Annotated in this window: 20 protein-coding genes and 1 pseudogene; 10 read left to right on the top strand and 11 right to left on the bottom strand. The window is 67.9% G+C overall.

What is annotated here, in order from left to right; all coding sequences use genetic code 11:
* Positions 1 to 30: 30 nt before the first annotated feature.
* From LO55_RS16615 to LO55_RS16595, 5 genes are all read left to right on the top strand, one after another.
* Entirely contained in the window at positions 31 to 912 is an 882-nt protein-coding gene (locus LO55_RS16615) for an alpha/beta fold hydrolase (RefSeq protein WP_229409793.1), read from the top strand.
* Between the two features lie 280 nt (positions 913 to 1,192).
* Entirely contained in the window at positions 1,193 to 2,413 is a 1,221-nt protein-coding gene (locus LO55_RS16610) for an efflux RND transporter periplasmic adaptor subunit (RefSeq protein WP_071362309.1), read from the top strand.
* A gap of 6 nt (positions 2,414 to 2,419) precedes the next feature.
* Positions 2,420 to 5,602 carry an efflux RND transporter permease subunit gene (locus LO55_RS16605; RefSeq protein ID WP_071362308.1) on the top strand — a complete coding sequence of 1,061 codons (3,183 nt, stop codon included), beginning with the start codon at positions 2,420 to 2,422 and terminating at the stop codon, positions 5,600 to 5,602.
* Between the two features lie 7 nt (positions 5,603 to 5,609).
* Positions 5,610 to 6,290, top strand: a complete 681-nt coding sequence (locus LO55_RS16600; RefSeq protein WP_071362307.1) for a response regulator transcription factor — start codon at positions 5,610 to 5,612, stop codon at positions 6,288 to 6,290.
* Positions 6,291 to 6,300: 10 nt separating this feature from the next.
* Positions 6,301 to 7,683: a sensor histidine kinase gene (locus LO55_RS16595; RefSeq protein WP_071362306.1), complete on the top strand. Its 1,383-nt coding sequence runs from the start codon at positions 6,301 to 6,303 to the stop codon at positions 7,681 to 7,683.
* 4 nt (positions 7,684 to 7,687) lie between these two features.
* On the opposite strand, the gene LO55_RS16590 is transcribed toward LO55_RS16595, so the two are convergent.
* From LO55_RS16590 to LO55_RS16580, 3 genes are all read right to left on the bottom strand, one after another.
* Positions 7,688 to 8,965, bottom strand: a complete 1,278-nt coding sequence (locus tag LO55_RS16590; RefSeq protein ID WP_229410162.1) for an amidohydrolase family protein — start codon at positions 8,963 to 8,965, stop codon at positions 7,688 to 7,690.
* Positions 8,966 to 9,553: 588 nt separating this feature from the next.
* Positions 9,554 to 10,204: a YitT family protein gene (locus tag LO55_RS16585; RefSeq protein WP_229410161.1), complete on the bottom strand. Its 651-nt coding sequence runs from the start codon at positions 10,202 to 10,204 to the stop codon at positions 9,554 to 9,556.
* Positions 10,205 to 10,548: 344 nt separating this feature from the next.
* Positions 10,549 to 11,454, bottom strand: coding sequence for a LysR substrate-binding domain-containing protein (locus LO55_RS16580; RefSeq protein ID WP_071362304.1), 906 nt, complete (start codon positions 11,452 to 11,454; stop codon positions 10,549 to 10,551).
* A 96-nt stretch (positions 11,455 to 11,550) separates the two neighbouring features.
* Between LO55_RS16580 and LO55_RS16575 the strand changes: the two genes are divergently transcribed.
* Together LO55_RS16575 and LO55_RS16570 are read left to right on the top strand one after the other, a co-directional pair.
* A complete protein-coding gene (locus tag LO55_RS16575) occupies positions 11,551 to 12,633 on the top strand; it encodes a tartrate dehydrogenase (protein ID WP_071362303.1) in 1,083 nt (360 codons plus the stop codon).
* A gap of 79 nt (positions 12,634 to 12,712) precedes the next feature.
* Entirely contained in the window at positions 12,713 to 13,534 is an 822-nt protein-coding gene (locus LO55_RS16570) for an SDR family NAD(P)-dependent oxidoreductase (protein WP_071362302.1), read from the top strand.
* 13 nt (positions 13,535 to 13,547) lie between these two features.
* Here the strand turns inward: LO55_RS16570 and LO55_RS16565 are convergent, their stop codons facing one another.
* Positions 13,548 to 14,714 carry a mandelate racemase/muconate lactonizing enzyme family protein gene (locus tag LO55_RS16565; RefSeq protein WP_071362301.1) on the bottom strand — a complete coding sequence of 389 codons (1,167 nt, stop codon included), beginning with the start codon at positions 14,712 to 14,714 and terminating at the stop codon, positions 13,548 to 13,550.
* A 95-nt stretch (positions 14,715 to 14,809) separates the two neighbouring features.
* Here LO55_RS16565 and LO55_RS16560 point away from each other — a divergent pair, with 95 nt between their 5' ends.
* Together LO55_RS16560 and LO55_RS27035 are read left to right on the top strand one after the other, a co-directional pair.
* Complete coding sequence (locus LO55_RS16560) at positions 14,810 to 15,721, top strand: LysR family transcriptional regulator (protein ID WP_071362300.1); 912 nt, start codon at positions 14,810 to 14,812, stop codon at positions 15,719 to 15,721.
* A gap of 137 nt (positions 15,722 to 15,858) precedes the next feature.
* Positions 15,859 to 16,479: a PEP-CTERM sorting domain-containing protein gene (locus LO55_RS27035; RefSeq protein WP_229410160.1), complete on the top strand. Its 621-nt coding sequence runs from the start codon at positions 15,859 to 15,861 to the stop codon at positions 16,477 to 16,479.
* 3 nt (positions 16,480 to 16,482) lie between these two features.
* Here LO55_RS27035 and LO55_RS16550 read toward each other — a convergent pair whose 3' ends face one another.
* The 4 genes from LO55_RS16550 to LO55_RS16535 form a co-directional block, all read right to left on the bottom strand.
* A complete protein-coding gene (locus tag LO55_RS16550) occupies positions 16,483 to 17,250 on the bottom strand; it encodes a sulfite exporter TauE/SafE family protein (protein WP_071362298.1) in 768 nt (255 codons plus the stop codon).
* Between the two features lie 62 nt (positions 17,251 to 17,312).
* Positions 17,313 to 19,514, bottom strand: coding sequence for an NADP-dependent malic enzyme (locus tag LO55_RS16545; RefSeq protein WP_071362297.1), 2,202 nt, complete (start codon positions 19,512 to 19,514; stop codon positions 17,313 to 17,315).
* Between the two features lie 179 nt (positions 19,515 to 19,693).
* Complete coding sequence (locus tag LO55_RS16540; protein ID WP_229410159.1) at positions 19,694 to 20,188, bottom strand: RrF2 family transcriptional regulator; 495 nt, start codon at positions 20,186 to 20,188, stop codon at positions 19,694 to 19,696.
* Positions 20,189 to 20,224: 36 nt separating this feature from the next.
* A complete protein-coding gene (locus LO55_RS16535) occupies positions 20,225 to 20,905 on the bottom strand; it encodes a Crp/Fnr family transcriptional regulator (protein WP_177185603.1) in 681 nt (226 codons plus the stop codon).
* A 239-nt stretch (positions 20,906 to 21,144) separates the two neighbouring features.
* Between LO55_RS16535 and LO55_RS25940 the strand changes: the two are divergent.
* A pseudogene (locus LO55_RS25940) lies at positions 21,145 to 21,464 on the top strand (peptidase U32 family protein); the annotation flags it as partial.
* Positions 21,465 to 21,499: 35 nt separating this feature from the next.
* Here LO55_RS25940 and LO55_RS16530 read toward each other — a convergent pair.
* The 3 genes from LO55_RS16530 to LO55_RS16520 all read right to left on the bottom strand — a co-directional run bounded on the left by LO55_RS16530 (position 21,500) and on the right by LO55_RS16520 (position 26,654).
* Positions 21,500 to 22,090, bottom strand: coding sequence for a nitroreductase family protein (locus LO55_RS16530; RefSeq protein ID WP_071362295.1), 591 nt, complete (start codon positions 22,088 to 22,090; stop codon positions 21,500 to 21,502).
* Between the two features lie 62 nt (positions 22,091 to 22,152).
* Positions 22,153 to 24,555, bottom strand: a complete 2,403-nt coding sequence (locus LO55_RS16525) for a PepSY domain-containing protein (RefSeq protein ID WP_083415373.1) — start codon at positions 24,553 to 24,555, stop codon at positions 22,153 to 22,155.
* Positions 24,552 to 26,654: a TonB-dependent siderophore receptor gene (locus LO55_RS16520; RefSeq protein ID WP_071362294.1), complete on the bottom strand. Its 2,103-nt coding sequence runs from the start codon at positions 26,652 to 26,654 to the stop codon at positions 24,552 to 24,554. Before LO55_RS16520 ends, LO55_RS16525 begins: the two co-directional genes overlap by 4 nt.
* Positions 26,655 to 26,719: the final 65 nt, after the last annotated feature.

The following is a 26,719-nucleotide window of genomic DNA, read 5'->3' as shown; positions in this document are numbered from 1 at the left end:
GAACAATCGGTGTTGCCGGCGATTTCACCCATGGTCCCGGCGCTCCCACTCACCATGCCGAAAGGACACACGATGGCCACCTTCACCACCCGCGACGGCGTCGACATCTATTACAAGGATTGGGGCCGCGGCCGGCCGGTCGTGTTCTGCCACGGCTGGCCGCTGGGCGCCGACAGCTGGGAAGCGCAGATGCTGCACCTGTCGCACAACGGCTTCCGTACGATCGCACACGACCGGCGCGGACACATGCGCTCGAGCCAGCCGTGGGACGGCAACGATATGGACCATTACGCCGACGACCTGGCCCAGTTGCTCGAATTGCTCGACCTCAATGACGTCTGCCTGGTCGGCTTTTCGACCGGCGGCGGCGAGGTGGCGCGCTACGTCGGCCGCCATGGCACCGGCCGCATCGCCCGGCTGGCCCTGATCGGCGCCGTGCCGCCGCTGATGGTGCAGCGCCCCGACAACCCCGACGGCGTGCCGCGCGAGGTGTTCGACGCCATCCGCGCCGGCCAGCTCGAGAACCGCGCCCAGCTCTACCTCGACATCCCGTCCGGCCCCTTCTATGGCTTCAACCGGACGGGCGCGACGCCATCGCCGGGATTGATCCAGTCGTGGTTCCTGCAGGGAATGCTGGGCGGGCACAAGAATACCTACGACTCGATCGCGGCGTTTTCCGAGACCGACTTCCGCGACGACCTCAGGAAATTCGACAAGCCGACGCTGATCATCCACGGCGACGACGACCAGGTGGTCCCGATCGACGTCGGCGGCCGGGCTTCGGCGCGGCTGGTGCCGCACGCGACCTTCATCGCCTATGCCGGCGCGCCGCACGGCTTGACCGAGACGCACAAGGACCGGGTCAATGCCGACCTGCTGGCCTTCGCGCGCGGCGAAACCGTGGGCCACTAAGCTGGATACTCCCCCATGCCGGACCATGGAGGCAGGATACTCCCCCTCCCTGCTGCGGCGCGAGCGTGCAGGACGCGCCGCAGGTCATGCGGTAAATTGCTATCGCTCAGCCGTTAGCGGCGCGACAAGAAAATCTATCGCTCATCCATGGCCATTCTGGCACACGGGAAGGCACATTAACTAAAATTAATCATTCGCACACCCCCTTTTAAGCCTGCGCCGGGCATGATCGAAGGTTGGGAAAATATCGCTCTCAACCTTGCAATCCGGATCCAACCACATGCCCTCGACCACTTCCTCGCGCCGGCGCCAGCCGGCCCTTGGCGCCGCCGCGCTGGCGGCGCTGCTGCTGTCCGCCTGCGCCAAAGACCCGAAACCCGTCACGCCCACCGTTCCGGAGGTGGCCGTATTGACGATGAACACATCCAACGTGGCGCTCAACATCGCCCTGCCGGGTCGCACCGCGCCCTTCCTGCTGGCCGAGGTCCGGGCCCGGGTCGACGGCATCGTGCAGGAGCGCCGCTTCAGGGAAGGGGCCGACGTCAAGTCGGGCGAGCCGCTGTACCTGATCGATCCGGCGCCCTACCGCGCCGCGCTGGCCAGCGCCGAGGCCGAGCTGCAGCGGGCCCAGGCCACCCTGGCCAGCAATACCTCCCAGCTCAAGCGCAACCAGGTGCTGGTGAAGGAAAACGCGGTCAGCAAGCAGGAATTCGAAAACGCCGAAGCCGCCCAGCTCGAAGCCGCGGCCGACGTCGCCGCCGCCAAGGCCGCCGTCGAGAGCGCCCGCATCAACCTGGGCTATACGAGCGTGAGCGCGCCGATCACCGGCCGCAGCAGCGTGTCGGCGGTGACGCAAGGCGCCTATGTCCAGGGCAGCGCCGCGACCCTGATGACCACCATCCAGCAGATCGACCCGATGTACGTCGACCTGCAGCAATCGAGCGTCGACGGACTGCTGCTCCGGCGCGAGATCGCCGCCGGCCGGGTGCGCATGGACGGCGCCAACGCCGCCAGGGTCAGCCTGACCCTGGAAGACGGCAGCACCTACGCTCGCAGCGGCACGCTCGAGTTTTCCGGCGTGACGGTCGACCAGGCCACCGGCGCGGTCACCCTGCGCGCGCGCTTCCCGAATCCCGACAAGCTGCTGCTGCCCGGCATGTTCGTGCGCGCCAGCGTCAGCCAGGGCGTGCGCCAGTCGGTGATGCGGGTGCCGGCGCCGGCCGTCTCGCGCACCCCGCAAGGCACCGCGACCGTCATGATCGTGGACCGCGAGAACAAGGCCCAGCTGCGCACCGTGCGCACCGGCGCCCTGGTCGACGGCTACTGGCTGATCGACGAAGGCCTGAAGGAAGGCGAACGCGTGGTGGTCAGCGGCACCCAGAAGCTGCGTCCCGGCACCGTGGTCCGGATCGGCGCGCCGTCGGCGCCCGCCAGCCAGGCGCCGGCGGCGCCGGCCAGCGCCGCCGCCAACACTGCCACGGCCGCAGCGCGCCAGGGATAAGCGACGATGCCAAAGTTCTTCATCCAGCGTCCGATCTTCGCGATCGTGATTTCCCTGTTGATCATGCTGGTCGGCGGGATCGCCCTGTTCAAGATGCCGGTCGAGCAGTATCCGCCGGTGTCGCCGCCATCGGTGCAGATCCAGGCCACCTTCCCCGGCGCCTCGGCCGACACCATGCAGAACACCGTGGTGCAGGTGATCGAGCAGCAGATGACGGCGATCGACAACCTGCTCTACATGCAGTCGACCAGCGACGACACCGGCCGCTCGACCACCACCCTGACCTTCGCCGCCGGCACCGATCCCGACATCGCCCAGGTGCAGGTGCAGAACAAGCTGCAGACCGCGGTGCCGCGCCTGCCGAGCGAGGTCCAGCAGTCCGGCCTGCAGGTGACCAAGTCGACCTCGGACTTCCTGATGGTCGCCGCCTTCGTCTCGGACGACGACAGCATGACCAAGTTCGACATCGCCAACTACGTGGCCTCGAACATCCAGGATCCGCTCAGCCGCATCCCGGGCGTGGGCAGCATGAACCTGTTCGGCACCCAGTACGCGATGCGCGTCTGGCTCGATCCGGTCAAGCTGACCAGCTACCAACTGACCCCGCTCGACGTGGCCGACGCCATCCGCGCCCAGAACGTCCAGATCGCGGGCGGCGCGCTGGGCGGCCTGCCGGCCGTCCCCGGCCAGATGCTGAGCGCCACCATCAACCAGGCCACCATGCTGCGCACGCCCGACGAGTTCAAGCGCATCCTGCTCAAGGTGCAGCAGGACGGCTCGTCGGTGCGCATCGGCGACGTGGCGCGGGTCGCGCTGGGCCCCGAGAACTATAACGTCGACGTGCGCCTGAACGGCAAGTCGGCGTCGGGCCTGGGCATCCAGCTGGCGCCGAACGCGAATGCTCTCGAGACCGCGGAACGGGTGCGTGCGCGCCTGGAAGAACTGGGCCAGTTCTTCCCGCCGGGCCTGCGCACGGTCTACCCGAACGACGTCACCCCCTTCATCGAGGAATCGATCAGCGGCGTGGTGCACACCCTGATCGAGGGCATCGTGCTGGTGTTCCTGGTCATGTACCTGTTCCTGCAAAACTTCCGCGCCACCCTGATCCCGTCGATCACGGTGCCGGTGGTGCTGCTCGGCACCTTCGGCATCATGGCGGCGCTCGGCTTCACCGTGAATACGCTGTCGATGTTCGGCCTGGTGCTGTCGATCGGCCTCCTGGTCGACGACGCCATCGTGGTGGTCGAGAACGTCGAGCGCGTGATGCACGAGGACGGCCTGGGACCAAAGGAAGCGACCGTCAAGGCGATGGGCCAGATCACCAGCGCGCTGGTGGGCGTGGCCCTGGTGCTGTCGGCGGTGTTCGTGCCGGTCGCCTTCTCGAGCGGCACGGTGGGCGCGATCTACCGCGAATTCTCGCTCACGGTGGTGGCCTCGATGCTGCTGTCGGCCTTCATCGCGCTGACGCTCACGCCGGCCCTGTGCGCGACCATGCTCAAGCCGGTCGATCCGAACCACCATGAAAAGAAGGGCTTCTTCGGCTGGTTCAACCGCTCGTTCGACGCTACCCGCGACCGCTACCTGGGCGGCGTCTCGGGCATCCTGAAACGGCGCGGCCTGTGGATGCTGGCGTACCTGGTCATGGTCGGCATCGTGGTCGCGCTGTTCCTGCGCCTGCCGGGCGGCTTCCTGCCCAAGGAAGACCGGGGCTTCATGTTCGTCCAGGTGCAGACCCCGGCCGGCAGCAGCCAGGAAATCACCGGCCGCGTGCTGGAAGAGATCAGCCAGTACCTGCTGAACGAAGAAAAGGCGGTGGTCGAGGCCACCTTCATGACCAACGGCGCCTCTCAGCCGCAGCGCGGCCAGAACCAGGGCCGCCTGTTCGTGCGCCTGCGGCCATGGGACGAGCGCAAGGGCGACGAGCTGGGGGTGTCGGCGCTGGCCAGCCGCATCAGCGCGCGCTACGCCAATTTCCAGGGCGCGGTGATCAATACCGTCGAACCGCCGTCGATCCGCGGCCTGGGCTCGGCCACCGGCTTCAACCTGCAGCTGCAGGACCGCGGCGGCCTGGGCCACGAGGCGCTGGGGCAGGCGCGCGACCGCCTGCTCGAGCTGGCCGCCAAGGACCAGCGGCTGCAGCGCGTGCGCTTCTCGGGCCAGGCCGACAACGCCACCTACAAGATCGACATCGACCGCGAAAAGGCGGCGGCGCTGGGCGTCGACCTGACCCAGGTCGACCAGATCTTCTCGACCGCCTGGGGCTCGCGCTACATCAACAACTTCCTGGACACCGACAACCGCATCAAGCGCGTCTACATCCAGGCCGACGCCCAGTTCCGCATGAACCCGGACGACCTGCGCCACCTGTACGCGAGGAATGGCGAGGGCGCGATGGTGCCCTTCTCGTCCTTCGCCACCGCGCGCTGGACCTGGGGCTCGCCGGCGATGGCGCGCTACAACGGCATCGAGTCGGCCGAGATCCAGGGCCAGCCGGCGCCGGGCTACAGCACCGGCGAAGCGATGGCCATCATGACCGAGCTGGTGGGCCAGTTGCCACAGGGCATCGGCTACGAATGGAGCGGCATCTCGCTGCAGGAATCGCAGGCCGGCGCCCAGGCGCCGCTGCTGTACGCGCTGTCGATCCTGGTCGTGTTCCTGTGCCTGGCGGCGCTGTATGAAAGCTGGGCGATCCCGATCTCGGTGATCATGGTGGTGCCGATCGGCGTGCTGGGCGCGCTCGGCGCGGCCACCGCCTTCGGCATGGAAAACGACGTGTTCTTCCAGGTGGGCCTGTTGACCACCATCGGCCTGTCGGCCAAGAACGCGATCCTGATCGTCGAATTCGCGCGCGAGCTGCAGATGCAGGGCATGGGCCTGGTGGAGGCGGCGCTGGAAGCGTCCAAGGTGCGTCTACGCCCGATCATCATGACCTCGATGGCCTTCATCCTGGGCGTGACGCCGCTGGCGATTTCGAGCGGCGCCGGTTCGGGCAGCCAGAACGCGCTGGGCATCGGCGTGATCGGCGGGATGATGACGGCGACCTTCCTGGCGACCTTCCTGATCCCGCTGTTCTACGTGCTGGTCGCGGGCCGCTCGAAGCCGCCGGTGGCCCACACGCCGCCGCCGGCGCCGGCGCACGCGCCGAAGGCCGAGGCCGAGGCAGCGGATACAATGCCGGCTTCCCAATGAGACTGCCGTGAAACTGTTACTCGTCGAAGACAATGAACGCGTGGCCCGCTTCGTCAAGAAGGGGCTGACCGAGGCCGGCCATACGGTCGACCACGCCGACAATGGCCGCGACGGCATGTACCATGCCGTCAGCGAGCCCTACGACGCGATCGTCATGGACCGCATGCTGCCGGGCGGGATCGATGGCTTGGGGCTGATCGAAGCCCTGCGCCAGCAGGGCAACCGGGTGCCGATCCTGATCCTCTCCGCGCTGGACGGCGTGGACGACCGCATCCGCGGCCTGCGCGCCGGCGGCGACGACTACCTGACGAAACCGTTCGCCTTCGGCGAGCTGCTGGCGCGGCTCGACGCCCTGCTGCGCCGCTCGCAGAGCCAGGCGGTGGAGACCGTGATGAGCCTGGGCGACCTGTCGGTCGACATGCTGGCGCACCGCGTCACGCGCGCCGGCCGCCCGGTGGCGCTGCAGCCGCGCGAGTTCAAGCTGCTCACTTACCTGCTGCGCCACGCCAACCAGGTGGTGACGCGCACCATGCTGCTCGAGAACGTGTGGGATTACCACTTCGACCCGCAGACCAACGTCATCGACGTCCATATCAGCAAGCTGCGCCAGAAGATCGACGCGGGCTTTGCGACGCCGCTGCTGCGCACCGTGCGCAACGCCGGCTACATGCTGACCGACCAGCCGTGAGACACGTCCCTTGAACCTGCGCCTGCCCAGCTTTTCCGCCCGCACCATCGCGATCGGCTACGCCGTCGTCACCCTGCTGGTGCTGGCGATGTTCGCCGCGCCGCTGTGGTTCGCCTGGCACAAGAACATCGGCGAGGTGCGCACCCAGCTGCTCAAGTCGGACGCCCGCCACCTGCGCAACCTGTTCGAGCGCCAGGGGCCGCCGGCGCTGGCGGCGGCGATCGACAGCCAGGTCCATGGCGTCAACGACGGCGTGCGCAAGATCATGCTGTTCGTGGCGCCCGATGGCGCCAAGCTGGCCGGCAACCTGCCGGAATGGCCCGAGGGCGTGCCCGAGCGCGACGGCCTGTGCCAGGTGACGATCCGGGTCGACGACAAGCCGCGCAACGTTGAGCTGGTGCGGGTGACGCTGGAAGACGGCTATTCTCTCCTGGTGGCCAGCAACCTCGATCGCTTCCAGCAGCTCGAGCGCCTGTTCGCCTATGGCCTGCTGGGCTGCGCGCTGGCGGTGCTGGTGGGGGCGGCGCTGGGCGGCGTCCTGATCCGGCGCGCGCTCCTGGGCCGGGTGCAGCGCATCAGCCAGACCACGGCCTCGATCATCGAAGGCAAGCTATCGCACCGCCTGGTGGAGCCGCGCGACGGCGACGAGCTGCAGCAGCTGACCCGCACCGTGAACCGCATGCTGGACCAGATCGAGCACCTGGTGACCGGGGTGCAGGACGTCTCGAACGCGATCGCGCACGACCTGCGCACGCCGCTGTCGGAGCTGCGCGCGCGGCTGGAAGAACTGTCGGTGGCGCGTCCGCCGAGCGAAGAAACCTTCGCCGAGATCGACGCCGCCATCGACGACGTCGATCGCGTGATGGGCATCTTCAACGCGCTGCTGAGGCTTAGCGAGATCGACAGCGGCAGCCGGCGCGGCGGCTTCGTCGAGGTCGACCTGGCCGCGCTGGGGGCCGAGGTCACCGAGTTCTATGGCCCGGTGGCCGAGCTGAAGGACATCGACCTGGGCTTCGACGCGCCCGAGGACTTGCGGGTGGTGGGCGACCCGGTGCTGCTGGCCCAGGCCCTGGGCAATATGGCCGACAACGCATTGAAGTACGCGCCGGTGCGCGGCGCGATCGCGATCACGGCGCGCCGCATCGACGCCGAGCGCGTCGCGGTGGTGGTGGCCGACAACGGCCCGGGCATTCCGGAACACGAGCGCACGCGCGTGATCGAGCGCTTCTACCGGGTCGACGCCAGCCGCGGCACGCCGGGCGTGGGCCTGGGCCTGAGCGTGGTCTCGGCGGTGGCGCGCCTGCACGGCGGCAGCCTGACCCTCGAAGACAACCATCCGGGCCTGCGCGCCACCTTGCTGCTGCACGCCAATCCGGCTGCGCAAGCCTACTGAGGTCTTACCTGGAAGCGGCGCCTGCGCGTTCGAGGATGGCGTCGATCGAGGCGCGCGCCTCTTGCATCACCCGGGGCACGTCGACGCCGAGCAGGCGCCCGCCGCGCTTGCGCACGACGCCGTCGACGATCACCGTGTCGACGTTGGCCGGCGTGGCCGAGTACACGATCAGGGCATAGGGATCGGCAGCGTCGGCCAGCGCCATGTTCAGGGCGCCGGGGTCGAGCAGGATCAGGTCGGCGCGCTTGCCTGGCGTGATCGAACCGATCTGCTCGTCCATGCCGATCGAGCGCGCCGCCTCGATGGTCGCCAGTTCGAGGATGCGGCGCGGCGCGACCGCCGTTTCCGTTTTGCGGGCGCCCGATTCGGTAAGCGCGAGCAGGCGCATATTGGCGAACAGGTCGGCGCTGCCGGCCAGCGCCGTGCCGTCGATGCCCAGGCCGATGCGGCCCACGGCCGCGTAGTCGCTGAGGATAGTCAGGCCATAGCCGACCCGCTGCTCGGTGACCGGCGTCAGCGAGAGCGCGCTGCCGGCCTGTCGAAACGCCGCCAGCTCGGCGGGCGTGGCGCCGGTGGCGTGCACGATCTGCACGTCCTCCCCTAACAGGCCGCTGGCGGCCAGGGCGCCGTTGCGCTTGCCGCCGGAATGCACCGAGACCGGCAAACCGAGCTTGCGCGCGGCCGCGATCTCGCGGCGCCCGGTGGCAACCACGTCGGCCTTGCCCTCCCCCACGCCGCGCCAGCCCAGCCCTAGCGTGACCCGTCCCGGCCGCGCCCGCGCCGCCGCGGCGGCGAGCAGGTCGAGGTCGACGCTCTCGGCCGGCCCCAGGTCGTCATGCGCGCCGGCCAGCAACCGGGCGCGGATGCCGCTTTGCAGCAACGCCTGTTCGGCCGCCGCGAGGTGCGCCGGGCTGCGCAGGTTATGGAAGAAATCGACGGTGGTCGTGACGCCCGAGGCCAGGGTCTCGACGGCGCCGACATAGGTGCCGATGCGAACGTCGTCCGGCGTATAGTGCCGCCCCAGTCGCTTCTTGAGCGCAAAATAGTCGGTGTCCGGCGTATTGCGAAACTGCCCGCGCGCCGCGCTCAGCCACAGGTGGTTATGGGTGTCGACCAGCCCCGGCAACAGGATCATGCCGCGCGCATCGATCCGCTCGGCCCCCGCCGCCCCGAGCTCGCGCCCGACGGCGACGATCCGCCCATCGCGCACCAGCACGTCGGCCTCGCGCCGGTCGCCCTGCTGCGGATCGAGACTGATGACATGCGCATTCTGGATCAGCAAGGCCCGCTGCTGTCCAAAAGCGCCCTGGCACGACGCAAACAAAAAAGCGAGCACGACACAATGCAAGAGACGCGACATGGCAATTTCCAGGCAATGAGATTGCGCCCATTCTACAAGCCAATACCGCCGAGCCGCGCGCGCCTACAAGCGCACTAATCAGGGTCAGAGTAAAATTGTTTGACAACTTCAGTAAATCAATTGGTTAACAATTCGACTCTGACCCTAATTATTGGGCAATATCTCTGGTCTAGCTGAGAAATCGATGTCGAACTGATCGGCAATCCAAGAAATTGTTCGACAAATCGACTCTGACCCTCATTATTCGCGCCGTATTGCGCGCCATTTTTATTACGGGCAGAGAACTAGTTAGAATAGAGAACGATATTCATCGCTGATAGCGCTCGCACGGGCTAAAAACAAAGAGGGTCAGTGTCGAATTGTTTGCCAATTTTTGAAAATCAATTGGAAAATAATTCGACTCTGACCCTCATTATTTCGCTGCCTGATTACAGGCAGCTACTCATTGAGAATAGCTGCCGATCAAGCGGAGAAATTGCTCAATAATTCTACTCTGACCCTTATTGAGGGTTAGCTGCCGAAGTAGCGGCCGGCGCGGTGCCAGGCCATGACCATGCTGCTCATGGCGATCGCGCTCAGCGCGGACCAGCCGACCAGGTGCGGGGCCACCAGGCCCAGGGCCAGCAGCAGGATGACACCGTCGATCATGACCTGGGTGCGGCCGGCGTTGATGCCGTATTTCTTTTGCAGCCACAGGGTGACGATGCCGGTGCCGCCGACGCCCGCGCCGTGGCGCGCCATGGCCAGGATGCCCATGCCGCAGAAGGTGCCGCCGCCCAGCGCCGCCGCCACGGGGTGGATGTGGTCGATCACCAGCACGTAGGGCATCAGCTTGAGCAGGCCCATCACCAGCGCGCTGCCGGCCAGCGACTTGAAGGTGAAGAGCGGCCCCATGAACAGGTAGCCGAACAGGAAGAACGGCACGTTGATCATCATGAACAGCGTGCCCACCGACATCCCGCTCACGTAGGACGTCAGCAGCGCGATGCCGGCCACGCCGCCGGTGATCAGTTGCGCCGCCTGCAGCAGCACGATGCCGATCACGACGAACAGCACGCCGACGGCGATGCCGTAGACGTCATCGAGCGGCGAATGCGGCTTGACCACGACAGCACGCTGGGCCGGCGATGCCGGGCCCGGAAACATGACAGATTGGCTCATCAGCGCACCGCTGCATCGACGATGATGAAAGCGATCGCCACGCGAACGGACAGGGTCCGCCGGGTGGCCGTGCAGGGGGTAGCGACAAGCGACGAGCTGAAGTTCATGTTCCTTGCGATATGGTAGTAACAGGGATGGCGGCGCGCCGGGTGGGCGCAAATGCACGAAACGCACGGGGTATGGTGTGCTTCGGGTCGCTATTATCGCTCATGTTGCGGCGCAATGTCGATACGCCACGCATCGATGCGTATCAGATGAGAAACACCCGAGGGAACACCCTTGTGCAGCGCACTATCGCGGTGCGCGCAGCTACTATTCCGGTGCGGTTTCGACCAAAAGAATCCCTATTCCGGTGCCTGCATCGCCAGCTCGCGCTCCAGGAACTCGACGCACACCCGCACCTTCGCCGAATTGCCCAGCCGCTGCGGATACACCGCCCAGACATTGGCTTCCTGGGTGAAGTCGGGCAGCAGTTGCACCAGCCGCCCGGCATCGAGATGGGGCTGGGCATGCCAGCGCGAGCGCAGGATGATGCCGGCGCCGTCGAGCGCCCAGCGCAGCGCGATCTCGCCGTGGTTGGTCGACAGCGCGCCCGAGACCTTCACCGTTTCTTCGCCACCGCGCGCGCGCAGCCGCCACACGCCGAACGGGTGGTCGCGCTCCTTGATCACCAGGCAATGGTGGCCGGACAGCTCCTGCAGCGAGCGCGGCGCGCCATGCTGCGCAAGGTAGTCCGGCGCCGCGCACAGGATGCGGTGGTTCGCCATCAGGCGGCGCGCGATCAGCTGCGGCGCGATCTCGTCGCCGATGCGCACATCGAGGTCGAAACCTTCGGCCACCGGATCGACCAGGCGGTCGAACACCTCGAACCGGATCTGCAGCGCCGGATAAGCGCGCACCAGCTTGGCGATGGCCGGCGCCACCACATTGCGCCCAAAGCCGAAGCTGCTGCAGATGCGCACCCGGCCACTGGGCTCGCGGCGCCGCTCGGACACCTCGTCGACCAGGTCGTCCAGGCTGTCCAGGATCGCCTGGGCCCGCCCGAAGGCCTGCTCGCCCTCCTCGGTGATGACGACGCGGCGCGTGGTGCGCTGGAACAGCCGCACGCCCAGCGCTTCTTCGAGCACGCCGATGCGCTTGCTGACATAGGCCGCCGACATGCCCAGCTCGGCGGCGGCCTGGGCGAACGAACCCTTGCGCACGACGGTCACGAACACACGCAAGTCGGCATTCTCCAGCAGATTATTCACGTTACGTGTTCCTGGCGACCACGAAAGTCCATATTATAAACACAGTGTTTCGGATTATGCTGACCACATTCATCCAGCACTCAGGAGCCACGCCCCATGAAAACCCACAAGATCGCAGTCATCGCCGGCGACGGCATCGGCAAGGAAGTCATGCCCGAAGGCCTGCGCGCCCTCGAGGTGGCCGCCCGCCGCTTCGGCATCGGCCTCGAATTCACCACCTTCGCCTGGGCCGACTGCGACTACTACGCGCAGCACGGCAAGATGATGCCGGACGACTGGCGCCAGCAACTGGACGGCTTCGAAGCCATCTATTTCGGCGCCGTCGGCTGGCCCGAGACGGTGCCCGACCATATTTCGCTGTGGGGCTCGCTGCTCAAGTTCCGGCGCGAGTTCGACCAGTACGTCAACCTGCGTCCGGTGCGCCTGATGCCCGGCGTGCCCTGCCCGCTGGCCAACAAGAAGCCGGGCGACATCGACTTCTACGTGGTGCGCGAAAACACCGAAGGCGAATACTCCTCGGTCGGCGGCAAGATGTTCGAAGGGACCGAGCGCGAATTCGTGTTGCAGGAATCGGTCTTCACCCGCCACGGCACCGACCGCATCCTCAAGTACGCCTTTGACCTGGCCCAGCGCCGCCCCAGGAAACACCTGACCGCCGCCACCAAGTCGAACGGCATCTCGATCTCGATGCCCTACTGGGACGAGCGCGTGGCCGCCATCGGCCAGCAGTATGGCGACGTCAAATGGGACAAGTACCACATCGACATCCTGTGCGCGCGCTTCGTGATCTCGCCCGAGCGCTTCGACGTGGTGGTGGCCTCGAACCTGTTCGGCGACATCCTGTCCGACCTCGGCCCGGCCTGCACCGGCACCATCGGCATCGCGCCATCGGCCAACCTGAATCCGGAACGGACCTTCCCTTCGCTGTTCGAACCGGTGCACGGCTCGGCGCCCGACATCTACGGCAAGAACATCGCCAACCCGATCGCGATGATCTGGTCCGGCGCGATGATGCTCGAGTTCCTGGGCCAGGGCGACGCCACCTACACCGCGGCGCACGACGCCATGCTGGCCGCCATCGAGAAGTGCCTGGTCGAGGGTCCGCGCACGCCGGACATGGGCGGCTCCGCCAACACCACCGAAGTGGGACAGGCGGTCGCGCGCTATCTCGACGCCTAGAAGCGACCTGCCCAGCCGGACGAGGGCTATTTTTTCGACATGCTACGCTGGCCCCAACGATCAATCGAAGGAGCCAGCAATGACAGAGCAAACCCATCGCCCCCTGGCGCTGATCACCGGCGCCTCCAGCGGCATCGGCTACGAACTGGCCCACCAGTTCGCGGCCGACGGCCATGACCTCATCATCACCGCCACCACGCAGGCCGGCCTGGACGCCGCGGCCGACGAGCTGAAAAGCCGCGGCGCGCAAGTTGCCACCGTGGTGGCCGACCTCACCGAATTCGACGGCGTCGAAACCCTGTACGCGGCGGTGCGCGCCGCGGGCCGCCCGCTGGCCGCCGCCGCCCTCAACGCCGGCGTCGGCCTCGGCGGCCGCTTCGTCGGCGGCACCGACCTGCAACGAGAGATCGCGATGATCCAGCTGAACACGATCTCGCAAGTCCACCTGACCAAGCGCATCCTGCCCGACATGGTCGAGCAAGGCGCCGGCAAGCTGCTGTTCACCGCCTCGATCTCGGGCACCATGCCGACGGCGTACGAGGCTGTGTATGGCGCGACCAAGGCCTTCCTGGTGTCGTTCGCCGAAGCGGTCAAGTCCGAACTCAAGGACAGCGGCATCGAAGGCATTACCATCACGCTCTTGATGCCGGGCCAGGTCGACACCAATTTCTGGCCGCGCGCCGACATGCTGACCAACAAGCTCGGCGTGGGAGAAAAGGCGTCGCCGGCAAAGGTGGCCGCGGAAGGTTACGAAGCCCTCAAGGAAGGCAAGGACCGCATCGTCGCGGGCCTCGCCAGCAGCAAATTCATCGGCAACGTCGTCAACAACCTGGCCCCCGACACCGTCAAGGCCGACCTGCATGCGGCCCAGGCCAGGCCCGGGTCGGGCCTGAAGGATTAACGACGAGGTCCGCTCAATCGGTCAAACGCCGCATCTCCGCAATCAGGTCGGCCTTCCCTTCGAACCCGATCCCCGGCAGGTCCGGCATCGTGATGTAGCCATTCTCGACCTTCACCCCATCCGGGAAGCCGCCATACGGCTGGAACAGGTCGGGATAGGACTCGTTGCCGCCCAGCCCCAGCCCGGCCGCGATGTTCAGGGACATCTGGTGGCCGCCGTGCGGAATGCAGCGGCTGCTCGACCAGCCATGCTGGCGCAGCATGTCGAGCGTGCGCAAATACTCCACCAGCCCGTAGCTCAGCGCGCAATCGAACTGCAGCCAGTCGCGGTCCGGACGCATGCCGCCGTGGCGGATCAGGTTGCGCGCGTCCTGCATCGAGAACAGGTTCTCGCCGGTGGCCATCGGCTTGTCGTAGTAGTTGCGCAAGGTGGCCTGCAGCTCGTAGTCGAGCGGGTCGCCGGCTTCCTCGTACCAGAACAGGTCGTACTGCGACAGCGCCTTGGCGTAGCGGATCGCGGTGTCCAGGTCGAAGCGGCCGTTGGCGTCCACCGCCAGCTTCTGGCCATCCCCCAGCACGCTCAGGATCGAATCGATGCGGCGCAGGTCTTCGTCGAGCGAGGCGCCGCCGATCTTTTTCTTGACCACCGTGTAGCCGCGATCCAGGTAGCTGCGCATCTCGTCCTTCAGCTTGCCGTGGTCCTGGCCCGGGTAATAATAGCCGCCGGCCGCGTAGACGAACACTTTACGATCCGGCTCGCCGTTGCCATACCGCTCGGCCAGCAGCTGGAACAGTGGCTTGCCGGCGATCTTGGCGGTCGCGTCCCACACCGCCATGTCGATGGTGCCGATGGCCACCGAGCGCTCGCCATGCCCGCCCGGTTTCTCGTTGGTGAACATCGCCTGCCACACCTTGTGCGGATCCAGGTTGTCGCCGTCGGCATCGAGCAGCGACGCCGGATCGGCCTCGAGGATGCGCGGGATGAAGCGCTCGCGCATCAGCGTGCCCTGGCCGTAGCGGCCGTTGGAATTGAAGCCGTAGCCGATCACCGGCTTCCCGTCGCGCATGACGTCCGTGACGACGGCGACCACGCTCAGCGTCATCTTGCTGAAGTCGATGTACGCGTTGCGGATCGGGGAGCTGATCGGGACGGTTTTTTCGCGGATCTCGACGATTCTCATCTGGTGTTCCTTCGCTTGCGGTTGTACGAGCCACCAGATTATTCGCTCCAAAGGCGGTTATGATTGAGGCGGATTCACTAGATTCTTAACCTGCGGTGAAAAACGACCTCGCTTCCCACCTCGAATTCTTCGTCCTGCTGGCGCGCCACGGCAACCTGTCGGCGGCCGCCCGCGAACTGGACCTGACCCCGCCGGCCGCCACCAAGCGCCTGGCCCAGCTCGAAGAACACCTGGGCGTGCGCCTGGTGAACCGCACCACCCGCACCAGCAGCCTGACGCCCGAAGGCGAAACCTATCTGCACTATGCGACCCGGATCCTGGCCGACCTGCGCGAGATGGAAGAAGCGGTGTCCGGCACGCGCTCGGTGCCGCGCGGCCTCTTGAGGGTGAACGCCCCGCTCGGCTTTGGACGCACCGCCATCGCGCCGCTGGTGTCGAGCTTCGCCCAGCGCTACCCGCAGGTCGAGGTGCAGCTCGACGTCACCGACCGCCCGGTCGACCTGGCCGCGGGCGGCATCGACCTCGCGATCCGCTTCGGCGAACTGCCCGACCAGGGCCTGGTGGCGCGCCGCGTCATGTCGAACCGACGCTTCCTGTGCGCCTCGCCGCGCTATCTGGAGCAGCACGGCGAGCCACGCACGCTGGAAGAACTGGCGGCGCACCGCTGCATCGTGCACCGACAGAACGACGACGCCTACGGCGTCTGGCGCCTGGTGCACGAGGGACGCAGCGTCTCGGTGAAGGTCGGGGGCACGCTGTCGAGCAACGACGGCGACATCGCCCTCGGCTGGGCGCTGGACGGACACGGCATTCTGGTGCGCTCGGAATGGGACCTGAAGAAGTACGTGGACAGCGGGCGCCTGAAGATCGTCATGCCCGGCTACGTGCAGCCGGGGGCCGACCTGTATCTGTATTACCGCAATCGCCGCCACCAGTCGGCGCGGGCGCGCGCCTTCATCGACTTCCTGCTCGACCGGTTCGGCGCCGGCGGCGGCATCGCCGACTGAATCGCCCTGTCGGACTGCTTTACAGGCAAGCGGCAAATCTCATCGGGAAGTCGCCAAGTCCTTGATCGTAATCAGATTAATTTTTTGGCATGCTACTTGCTCCCTGCCCGGTTTCCACTCAACCAGGGAGAGACAACATGATCAGAAAAATGATGGTGGTCGCTGCAGGCCTGCTGGGCGCACTGCCGGCATGGGCGGGCTACGTGCAATACAATTTCAACGGTCCGCTGACCGGCTATTTCGTGCAGCACGATACCGATGGGTCCATCGCCGACTTCCGGTTCGGGGTGCCGATCCAGGGTGTGGGCAGGCCCTTCCAGATGTCGCTGTCGCCGCAGTGGTCCGAGGGCAGCACCCGGATCACCGCGGTCAGCACGCATTTCCTGCAAGACGGCCCGACCAATTTCAGCATCTACAGCGACTTCGGCGGTGACCAGACCACCTGGTTCGGCATCACGTTCGCCTACGATCCGTCCGGCATCCTGTACTACACTGCCGACTACGCCAGCTCGATCTATCTGGCCAGACCCGAGGGCTCTGGATTCGAAAGCTTCTCGGGAACCCACCGTGGCACCGTGTCGCGGGGAACCCTGGAACCGGCTTACGAGCAGTGGCTCGACTATAACGGCGGCTACCAGGAGCACGTAAGCCGCATCGTCCCGCAGTACATCGGCCCGAACGAGGTGCCGGAACCGGCCAGCCTGGCGCTGCTCGGCCTCGGCCTCGCCGGCCTGGCGGCCAGCCGCCGCAAGCGCTGAGCATCAAGCGCCGCCGGTCACCAGCATGGTGACGGCGGCCGCCAGCAACACCGTGCTGAACGCCACCCGCAACAGGCGTGGCGGCAAGGTGTGCGCCAGGTGCACGCCCCACGACACGGTCAGCACGCCGCCCAGCGCCAGCGGCAGGCCGACCTGCCAGTCGACCGCGCCGCTGTGGCCATACGTGGCCAGCGCCACGAAGGCGCCCGGCACCACCAGCGCCAGCGCCATGCCCTGGGCGCGCGTCTGCGGCATCTTGAACAGGCTCACCAGCGCCGGCACCACCACCATGCCGCCGCCGATCGTGAAGAAGCCCGACACCGCGCCGCTGGCGATGCCGATCGCCGGCATCAACCGGCGCGGCACTTCCTTCACGGGCGGGGGTGGCGCGCCGGTCTTGCGCCGCGACGGCCAGCCGAAGTACAGCGCCAGCGCCAGCAGGAACAACGCGAAGGCGTAGTGCAGCACGTCGGCGTCGATCGCCACCGCGAAGCGCGCCGCCAGCCAGGCGGTCCCGATCGAGCACAGGCCGGCCACGCCGACCGAGCGCAGGTCGACCGGATGCTTCTGGTGATAGCGCCAGAAGCCGATCGCCACGTTCGGCGCGATCATCACCAGCGCCGTGCCCTGGGCCAGGTGCTGGTTCATGCCGTACAACAGGCCCAGCACCGGAATGGCGATCAGGCCGCCGCCGATGCCCAGCATGCCGCCGGCGATGCCGAGCGAGGCGCCCAGGCCGAAGTTCAATGCGAGGTCGATCACGGAAATCATGGAGAAAGCCAAAAACGCGACGGCCCCTCGCAAGGGGCCGCCGGATGGGGAGGGTTAGCGCATTAGACGACTTGCGCGGCAGCCAGCGCCGTCATGTTGACGATGCGGCGCACGGTGGCGCTCGGGCTCAGGATGTGCACCGACTTGGCCGCGCCCAGCAGGATCGGCCCCACCGTCACGCCCTTGCCGCTGGCGACCTTGAGCACATTGAACAGGATGTTGGCCGCGTCCAGCGACGGCATCACCAGCAGGTTGGCGCTGCCCGCGTAGCCGGCGTCGATGTTGTAGATGTCGCGGATTTCCTGCGACAGCGCGGCGTCGCCGTGGATCTCGCCGATCACCGCCAGCTCTGGGGCCTGTTCGGCCAGCAGGGCGCGGGCTTCACGCATGCGGCGCGCCGATGGACGCTCGGACGAACCCTGCGACGAGTGCGACAGCAGCGCCGCCTTCGGCTCCAGGCCGAAGTGCTGCATGGCGTCGGCCGCCAGGCGGGTGATCGCCGCCAGTTCCTGGGCGCTCGGGGTCTCGTTGACGTAGGTGTCGGTGATGAACAGGGTCAGCTTGTCGAGCACCAGCGCGTTCATCGCGGCCAGCACTTCGGCGCCCGGCGCCACGCCGATCTCGTTCCGGACGTGTTCCAGGTGGCTGTCGTAGCTGCCGGTCATGCCGCAGATCAGGGCGTCGACCTGGCCCGACTTGAGCAGGCGCGTGCCCTGCAGCGTGGTGTCGCTTTCCGCCGCGATGACCGTGTAGTCCACGCCCGCCTGCAGGCGCAGGCCGGCCTGCTTGACGGCGCGCGCGATCGCGCCCTCGTCGCCGATCAGCACCGGCTGGGCGATGCCCTCGTCCACCACCGTCTGCACCGCGCGCAGCACGCGCGGCTCGCCCGCTTCGGCGTAGGCCACCTTGCGCAGGTTGGCGCGCGCCTTGTTGAACACCGGCTTCATGAAGAAACCGGTGTGGTAGATCATCTGGCCCAGCTGGTCGCGGTAGGCGTCCATGTCCTCGATCGGACGGGTCGCCACGCCCGATGCGGCGGCCGCCTCGGCCACGCGCGGCGCGATCGCCGCCAGCAGGCGCGGATCGAACGGCTTCGGGATGATGTATTCAGGGCCGAAGGTCAGGTCCTGGCCTTCGTAGGCCAGCGCCACCACGTCGCTCGCCTCGGCTTCGGCCAGTTCGGCGATCGCGGTCACGCAGGCCAGCTTCATCTCGTCGGTGATGCGGGTCGCGCCGCAGTCCAGCGCGCCACGGAAGATGTAAGGGAAGCACAGCACGTTGTTGACCTGGTTCGGATAGTCCGAACGGCCGGTGGCGATGATGACGTCCGGGCGCGCGGCCTTCGCCACTTCCGGACGGATCTCGGGTTCCGGGTTGGCCAGGGCCAGGATCACCGGCTTGTCGGCCATGGTCTTGACCATGTCGGCGGTGAGCACGCCGGCGGTCGAGCAGCCCAGGAACACGTCGGCATCCTTGACGATGTCGCCCAAGGTGCGGGCATCGGTCGCCTGCGCATAGCGCGCCTTGTTGGCTTCCATGTTCGCTTCGCGGCCCTGCCAGATCACGCCCTTCGAATCGGTGACGTAGATGTTCGACTGCTTCACGCCCAGCAGCACCATCATGTCGAGGCAGGCGATGGCCGCCGCGCCGGCGCCCGAGCAGACCAGCTTGATCTGGCCGATGTCCTTGCCGACCACCTTCAGCGCGTTGAGCAGCGCGGCGGTCGAGATGATGGCGGTGCCGTGCTGGTCGTCGTGGAAGACCGGGATGTTCATGCGCTCGCGCAGCTTCTTCTCGATGTAGAAGCATTCCGGCGCCTTGATGTCTTCGAGGTTGATGCCGCCCACGGTTGGCTCGAGCATGGCGATGGCGTCGACCAGCTTGTCCGGATCCAGCTCGTCCAGCTCCAGGTCGAACACGTCGACGCCGGCGAACTTCTTGAACAGGCAGCCCTTGCCTTCCATGACCGGCTTCGACGCCAGCGGGCCGATATTGCCGAGGCCCAGCACCGCGGTGCCGTTCGAGATCACGGCCACCAGGTTGCCGCGCGAGGTGTAGTCGAAGGCGGTCGCCGGGTCGGCGGCGATTTCCTCGCAGGCGTAGGCCACGCCCGGCGAGTAGGCCAGCGACAGGTCGCGCTGGTTCGACAGCGGCTTGGTGGCCACCACTTCGATCTTGCCGCGGGTCGGGCTGCGGTGGTATTCCAGCGCGTCGATGCGCAATTGGGTGTTCTGGGCTTCGTTCAGATTACTATCGGTACTCATGGTCTTCCTATAACTTGGGTGTCGCGGCGTGGAAGGCGGCCTTCCATTCATGGGCAAACATTCTAGCCGAAGCGACACCATCGCGTGCGGGCGCAGTTACGCACGGTCGTGCTGTTTTGTCCTTACGCCTGTGCGCCGGCGCCGGGTCGTCGACGCGGACCATGTCGCCACGATGCCGCTCACGCCCCCTCTTCCAGCGCCGAGTGCCGCCAGCGCCAGGCGTGGGTGGCCAGCCAGCCCGGCACGTCGCCGTGGGCCTCGCCGCTGCCGGGAATCAGGTCGGCCAGGGTCACGCGATTGAGTTCGGCCAGATAGGCGGCGGTGGCCACCGCCAGCGACTGCTGCAGGCGGTCGTCCGGCTGGCCGCATGGCGGCCGCTCGCCATCCGCGCCGCCGCGCGCGCCGCGCGCCAGGCCGCGCTCGGTGCAGCGCACGACTTCGCCCAGGCGGATGTCGCGCGGCGCGCCGGCCAGGCGCATCCCGCCCAGGCGGCCGCGCGAGGTCTCGATCAGCCCCGACGCGGACAGCACGCAGGACACCTTGGCCAGGTGGTGGCGCGAAATGCCGTAGCGCTCGGCGATCTCGTTGATGGTCGCGACCCGCTCGCGGTGGTTGCCAAGGTAGACCAGCAGGCGCAGGGCGTTGTCGGTGAATTCGGTCAGGTGCATGTACATGAAACGCCTCCGTGGATGGTTGATGACGGCGCGGCGTCAGCCTTCGTAGGCGCGCAGGCGCTCGATGTCGAGGATGGTGATGCTGCGCCCGGCGATGCCGACCATGCCGCGGTGGGCCATGTCGTGCAGCACGCGCGAAAAGTATTCGGGCGACAGCGACAGGCGCGACGCGATCATCTTCTTGCGCGCCGCCAGCGTCACCTGCGCGCCCTGCGGCGGATCGTCCTTGAGCAGGTAGCTGACGATGCGCTGGCTGCCGCTGCGCAGCGTATAGGACTCGACGTCCGAGATCAGGCCGTGCAGGCGCCGGCTCATGGACGCCAGCAGGCGCCGGGCGAAGCCGGGATTGCGTTCGATCTGGGCGTAGATCGCGTGCTTCGCGATGTGCAGCAGCATGCTGTCGGCCAGCGTCTCGGCCTGGGTCATGTAGGGACGCTCCATGAACAGCGGCGCCTCGCCGAAGCTCTGGCCGGGGCCGATCAGTTCGACCACCTTCTCGTCGCCTTCGCGCGAGACGATGGAGAGCTTGACGTCGCCGTAGATCACGGCGTGCAGGCCGCTGCAGGATTCGCCGCGCTCGACGACCACGCGGCCGCGCGGCACGTGCAGCTCGGTGGTCGCTTGCGCGAGCAGGTCGAGCTGCTCGGGCGAGAGGTCGGCGAACAGGGGCAGGGTTGCCAGGAACTGGCGGGGTGCGATGCGGTGTCGGCTCACGATAAATTCAGGGCGAAGCCCGTGGAAACGAACGAAACGGGGGCGCCGGGAACAAGCGGCGCACCGGAAAGCGCATTCGCTCGACAGCGGCGATTGCGCATGCCGCATCCTACAATTCGTTGACGAAACAAAAACTTGATGTGGATCAAAAACGGCCGAGCTAACCGTTGAAATAGTCGATTTGAGCTGGGAACCGTACGTCGACATGCCGACCTCACGGCCCTCACTCGCCGTCGAGCGCCATCCTCGACCAGCGCCGCAGCCTGCCCGCCCTCAAGGCCGCCGTCGACAACGGCGCCGACCGCGTCTACCTCGGCTTTCGCGACGCCACCAATGCCCGCAACTTCGCCGGCCTGAACTTCCTTGATGCCGCCATCCGCAGGGCATCGACTACGCCCACCGGCGCGGCCGCAAGGTCTTCCTGGCCCTGAACACCTATCCCCAGGCGGCCGGCTGGGATGCGTGGCGCGCCGCCATCGAGCGCGCGGTGCTGCCGCGCATGCTCTCGCTGAGCCAGGTCGAGCACCTGACCAAGCGCACCATGGTCGAGATCGAGATGTTCCGGAGGCCGCGCGGACTTTCCGGCGCGCCGGGAATCTAGATGCTGCTCAGGTAATCCGCCGCGTCCGGCTTCGGACGCGGCGGTTTTTCCATCGCCGCCGTGCCGAGACCGATGAAGCAGATGGCGCGCTCGTGCGCCTCCAGGCGCAGCAGGCGGCGCATGCCCGGGACGTCCATCGCGGCGCCGCTGGCCAGGCCGGTCGCGAAGCCGGCGACGCCGGCCGCGAGCAGCAGGTTCTGCAGTGCACAGCCGAGCGAGACCAGCTTCTCGGCCACCGGAATCGCCTTGGCCGCGGGGTCGTCGCGCAGCACCGCCACCAGCAGGCAGGGCGCGCGCTGCGCCTTGTCGCGCGCGGTGGCCAGCGCGTCTTCGCCGCAGCCGGGATCGCGCTCGGCCAGGGCCTCGGCAAACACCTCGCCCAGGTCGGCGCGCCGCTCCTGCGGGATGAGCACGAAGCGCCACGGCCGCAGCAGGCCGTGGTCGGGCGCATGCGCGGCCGCTTCGACGATGCGGGCAAGCGCCTGGGCATCGGGTCCGGGCGCGTGCAGGCGCCGCAGCGTGAAGTTGCGGCGCGCCGCCACGAGGGCCTGGAAATCGCCGCCGGCGTCGGATGGGGAAATGTTCATGCGCGCAGTATAACGAGAGCGGCGCCGCCCTGCAGGCGCCGTACGGCCGATATGCACGCGGCTCAGTAGACGTCGCGCCGGTAGCGGCCGGTCTCCATCAGACGCTCGAGCCGGGCCTGCCCCAGGATCGCGGCCAGCGCCTCGTGCACCGCCCCGGCCATGCCCTGCAGGCTGCCGCAGACGTGGATCGTGGCGCCGTCGTCGATCCAGCGGCGCAGCAGGTCGGCGCGCGCATGCAGGCGGTCCTGGACGTATTCGGGCTGCGGGTCGCGCGAGAACGCCAGGTCGAGTTCGGGCAACATGCCCGCCGACCGCAGGACCGCGAGCTCGGCCTCGCACAGGCTGTCGAAGGCGCGCTGGCGCTCGCCGAACAGCAGCCAGTTGCGGCCCCGTCCCATGCCGGCGCGGCTGCGCAGGTGGCCGCGCAAGCCGGCCATGCCCGAGCCGTTGCCGATATAGATGCACGGACGGTCGTCGTCCGGCGCGTGAAAGCCCGGATTGGCGACCAGGCGCGCACGCACCGATCCACCGATGGCCAGGCGCTCGGTCAGCCAGCCGGAGGCCAGGCCGAGGCCATGCGCGTGGCGCTGCTGGCGCACCAGCAGTTCCAGCGCGCCGTCCGCCTGCACGCTGGCGATCGAATAGCGGCGCGGCGCCGCAGGCGCCTCGGGGACGGCGACCTCGAGCAGGTCGCCCGGCTGCCAGCCGGCCTCCAGGCTTGGGCGCAAGGCGATCTCGTACATCGGCGCGCCCAGGCTGCCGGGGTTGAGCAGGCGCCGCGAATGCAGCACCCAGTCGGAAAACGGTGCGGCCGCGGCGCCGGGCGGCAGCTCTCCCGCCGCGGCGCCAAGCCCGCCCAGCGCATGCATCCAGCGTCCCAGCGCCGTTGCGTCGCCCTGGTCCACTTCGATCAGCGGGAACAGCGGCTTGCCGCCCAGCGCCTGCAGGCGGCGCTCGAGCGCGTGGCCGTAGCCGCAGAAACGCGCGTAGTTGCGGTCGCCCAGCGCCAGCACCGCGAAGCGGCAACTGTCGAACATCGAATGCCACGCTTCCAGCTCGCGGCTGAAGCGCCGCGCGGAATCGGGCGCCTCGCCTTCGCCGAAAGTGCTGGCCACGAACAGCGCCTGCCCGTAGCCGGCCAGGTCGCCCGGCGCCAGCGCCGACACGGGACGCAGGTCGACCGCGCGACCGCCTGCGCGCAGCGCCCCGGCGCTGTGCAGCGCGATCCGTTCGGCCTGGCCGCCCTGGGTCGCGAAGGCCACCAGGACCGGCGCACCAGTCGCGACCACGTCGGCGTTCATGTCGGCCCGCGCCGCCAGGCTACGCTCGCGCGCCAGCGCACGCTTCTGGCGCCGCCGGCCAAGGTAGAGCATCCAGCCGGTGATCGCGAAGCCCGGCAAGGCCAGGCTGGCCAGCATCATGACGATCCGCCCCGGCAATCCGAAATAGGTCCCCGTGTGCAGCGGACGGATGGTGGTCAGGGCGCGCTGCCCGACGCTCTTGTCGGCATGGCGCTCGTCCTGGAGCACCGCGCCGTCGCCGCCGACGGTCATGCGGTTGCGCGCGCGGTCGTGCGGCGCATCCTGCGCGAGCCAGGTCAGCTGGTAGACGCCGCTCGCGCGCTCCGGCAAGCGGATGGTCGCGCTCGACCAGCCGGGCGCGGTCGACACGAAGGTATTCCAGGCCGGCGCCAGGCCTCCCGCGCCACGCGGCGCGGCGGCGGATCTGCCTTCGCGCGGCTGCGCCATTGGTGCGCCGGCCCAGTCCTGCAAGGCGCCGCGTACGATGTCGAAACTCCAGTAAAGTCCGGTGCCTGCCACCACCAGGTAGGCGACCAGGGCCCAGGTGCCGGCGATCGCGTGCAGCGCCCACAGGAAGGATCGGCCGCGCAGCGACGTGTTGAAGGTCAGCCAGCTGCGCCAGTCCTTCTTGCGCGGCCAGCGCAGATACAGGCCGCTCAGGGCCAGGCCGACCAGGCACAGGGCCAGGATGCCGAGCACGATGCGGCCCGGCGCGCGCGGCAACAAGAGCCAGCGGTGCAGCGCATCGACGAACTCGAAGAAGGCCGCGCCACGCACGGCAGGCAGCACGCTGCCGTCATAGGGGTGGATGCGGATTTCCAGGCCGCGCCGCTCTCCGGGCGGCGGGGCGAAGCGTACGCCGACGGTGCTGCCGGGCTGCGCCGCGAACGAGAGGGTGGCGACCCGTTCGCCGGGATGGGCCTGGCGCGCGGCGCGCAGGATCTGTTCCGGTTCCAGGCGCGCCCGCTCCTGCACCGGCACGGCGAACACGCCGGGATTGATGCTTTCCACGATCTCGTCCTCGAACGCGAGGATGGCGCCGGTGAGGCCGATCACGGCCAGCAAGGTGCCGGCCGTGATACCGACGAACCAGTGCAGCTGGAACCAGACCTCGCGCACGGTCGGCAGGCGCCAGCGCCGTGGCGAATCCGGCGCCGCCTTCACAGGTCCACCTTCACCGACAGCTTGACCAGGCGCGGCAGGCCGGCCGACAGGCGCGTCCCGGCCCCCGCCCAGTACCGCTTGTCGGCCGCATTGTCGATATTGAGCTGCCAGGTGGTGCGCTTGCCGAAGGCCTGCGTGGCATAGCGCCCGCCCACGCTGAACAGGGTCGTGCCGCCCAGCCAGGCCTGGTTCAGGTCATTCACCGGGCGCCTGCCCGTGTAATACGCGCCCAGGGTCAGCGACAGGCCGGGCACCGCATCCAGGTCGTAGGCCAGGAAGCTGCTGGCGGTGCGGCGCGCCGCGTTCTCGGGCAGCTTGCCATCGTACGCCGCGCCGATGTCGCGGAACTCGGGATCGAGCACCTGGGCCGAACCCTGCCAGGACAGGCGGCGCGTGACGCGCCCTTGCGCCGACAGCTCGACGCCGCGATAGCGTTGCTCGCCGTCGGCGGTGAACACGTTGGCGGCATTGGTGTAGTAGCCGGGACGGTCGATGTCGAACAGCGCCAGCTGGGTCAGGAAGCCGCCGCCGGTGCGCCAGCGCGCGCCGACCTCCTTCTGCTTGCTCACGCCCGGCGCCAGACGGGTGCCCTCGTTGGCGCTGCCGGCCGGCGCCGCCTCGCCTTCCTCCAGCCCTTCGGCCATCGAGGCATACAGCGAGAAGTCGGCGCGGGCGCGCCAGATCACGGCCGCCAGCGGGGTGGTTTCGCTCACGTCGTAGCGGTTGGCGCCCTGGCGGCTCCAGTAGTCGACCCGGCGCACGCCGCCGATCAGCTGCCACTGGCCCAGCTGGATACGGTCGACCAGGTACAGGCCCTTGTCGCGGCTTTCCAGCGCGGCGGTGGTCGGCTGCGTCGGCACGGCGCCGAAGCTGGCATTGCGGATCGGGACCGGGTCGTACAGGTTTTGAAACGGGATCGTGTAGTTGGACTGGTAGACCGGCGCCTGGCCCTTGTCGGTGCCGCTCGCGCCGAGCGTCAGGTCGTGGGTCAGCGCGCCGGTCGCGAAGCGCCCGGCCAGCTCGGCGCGCAGCATGTCGGAATCGACGTCCGCGAACTGCGAATTGCCGGTGATGCGGCCGGCGCCGGTGGCGACGCTGGCCGCATTATCGAAGCGGAAGATCGGCAGGTTGCGCTCGCGTCTGGTCTCGGCGTGGCCGGCCTCCAGGGTCAGGGCCCAGTCCTGGTTCAGCGCGACGTCGGCGCGCAGCTGGACATTGCGCGCATGCGTCTCGAAGCGCGCCCACTCGGGGCCGACCAGGCGGCGCGGGTCGACGGCGCGCGGCAACCGGATGACGCCGCCGACGGTCGGCGGCAGGTTGACGCCAACCTGCTCGGTCACGCGGCGCTTGTCGTACTCGAGGTCGGCGCGCAGGCGCAGGCGCTCGTTCACGCGCCAGTCGAGGGCGGCGGAAGCGAAGCCGCGGTTGCCGTTGCCGACGCCGTCGAGGTGCGAGCCGAGCGTGCCGCCGGCGGCATTGACGCGCACGCCGAATTCCTGGCGCTGCCCGAAGCGGCGCGCCACGTCGGCGCTGGCGACGGCCGAGCCGTTGTCGTCCAGCGCCAGCCCGACCGTATTGACCGGCACGCTGCCGGCCCGCTTGGTGACGAAGTTGACGACGCCGGCCGGCGAAGTGAAGCCGTAGTACAGGGCGGTGGCGCCCTTGAGCACCTCGACCCGTTCTTTATTCTCCATCGAGACCTGGCCGAAGTTCATCAACGGCAGCGAGCCGTTGAGGCGGTAGTTGGTGCGGTTCTCGACCGCGATGCCGCGGATGACCAGCTGGTCCCAGGTGTCGCCGCCATTCTGCTGGCGGGTGACGCCGGCCGTGTTGCGCAGCGCGTCGTACAGGCCGGCGGCGGCCTGCAGCTCGAGCACCTCGCGCGTGATCACGTTGACGGTCGAGGGCACGTCCATGACGTCCGAGCCGCGAAAGCTCCCCGCCTCCACGGTGTTCGGCATGAAGCCCTGCGCCCGCGTCGCCGTGACGCGCACCGCCTGCATGTCCTGTTCATCAAGCTCCTGCGGCGCCGCCAACACTGGGAAAGCCTGAGACAGGGCAAGGACGATCAGGAGCGGACGACGGGGCGCGAGAGGCATGGCATGCAGGATTCATGATGGAAACCGGCATCCTAGCGCGAATGAGAATCATTTTCAATACAGGC

The sequence above is a fragment of the Massilia timonae genome (genome assembly GCF_001866515.1).
GTDB lineage: Bacteria > Pseudomonadota > Gammaproteobacteria > Burkholderiales > Burkholderiaceae_D > Telluria > Telluria timonae.
The sequence above is the reverse complement of the archived record's forward strand: the minus strand, read 5'-3'. Positions and strand labels throughout refer to the sequence as shown.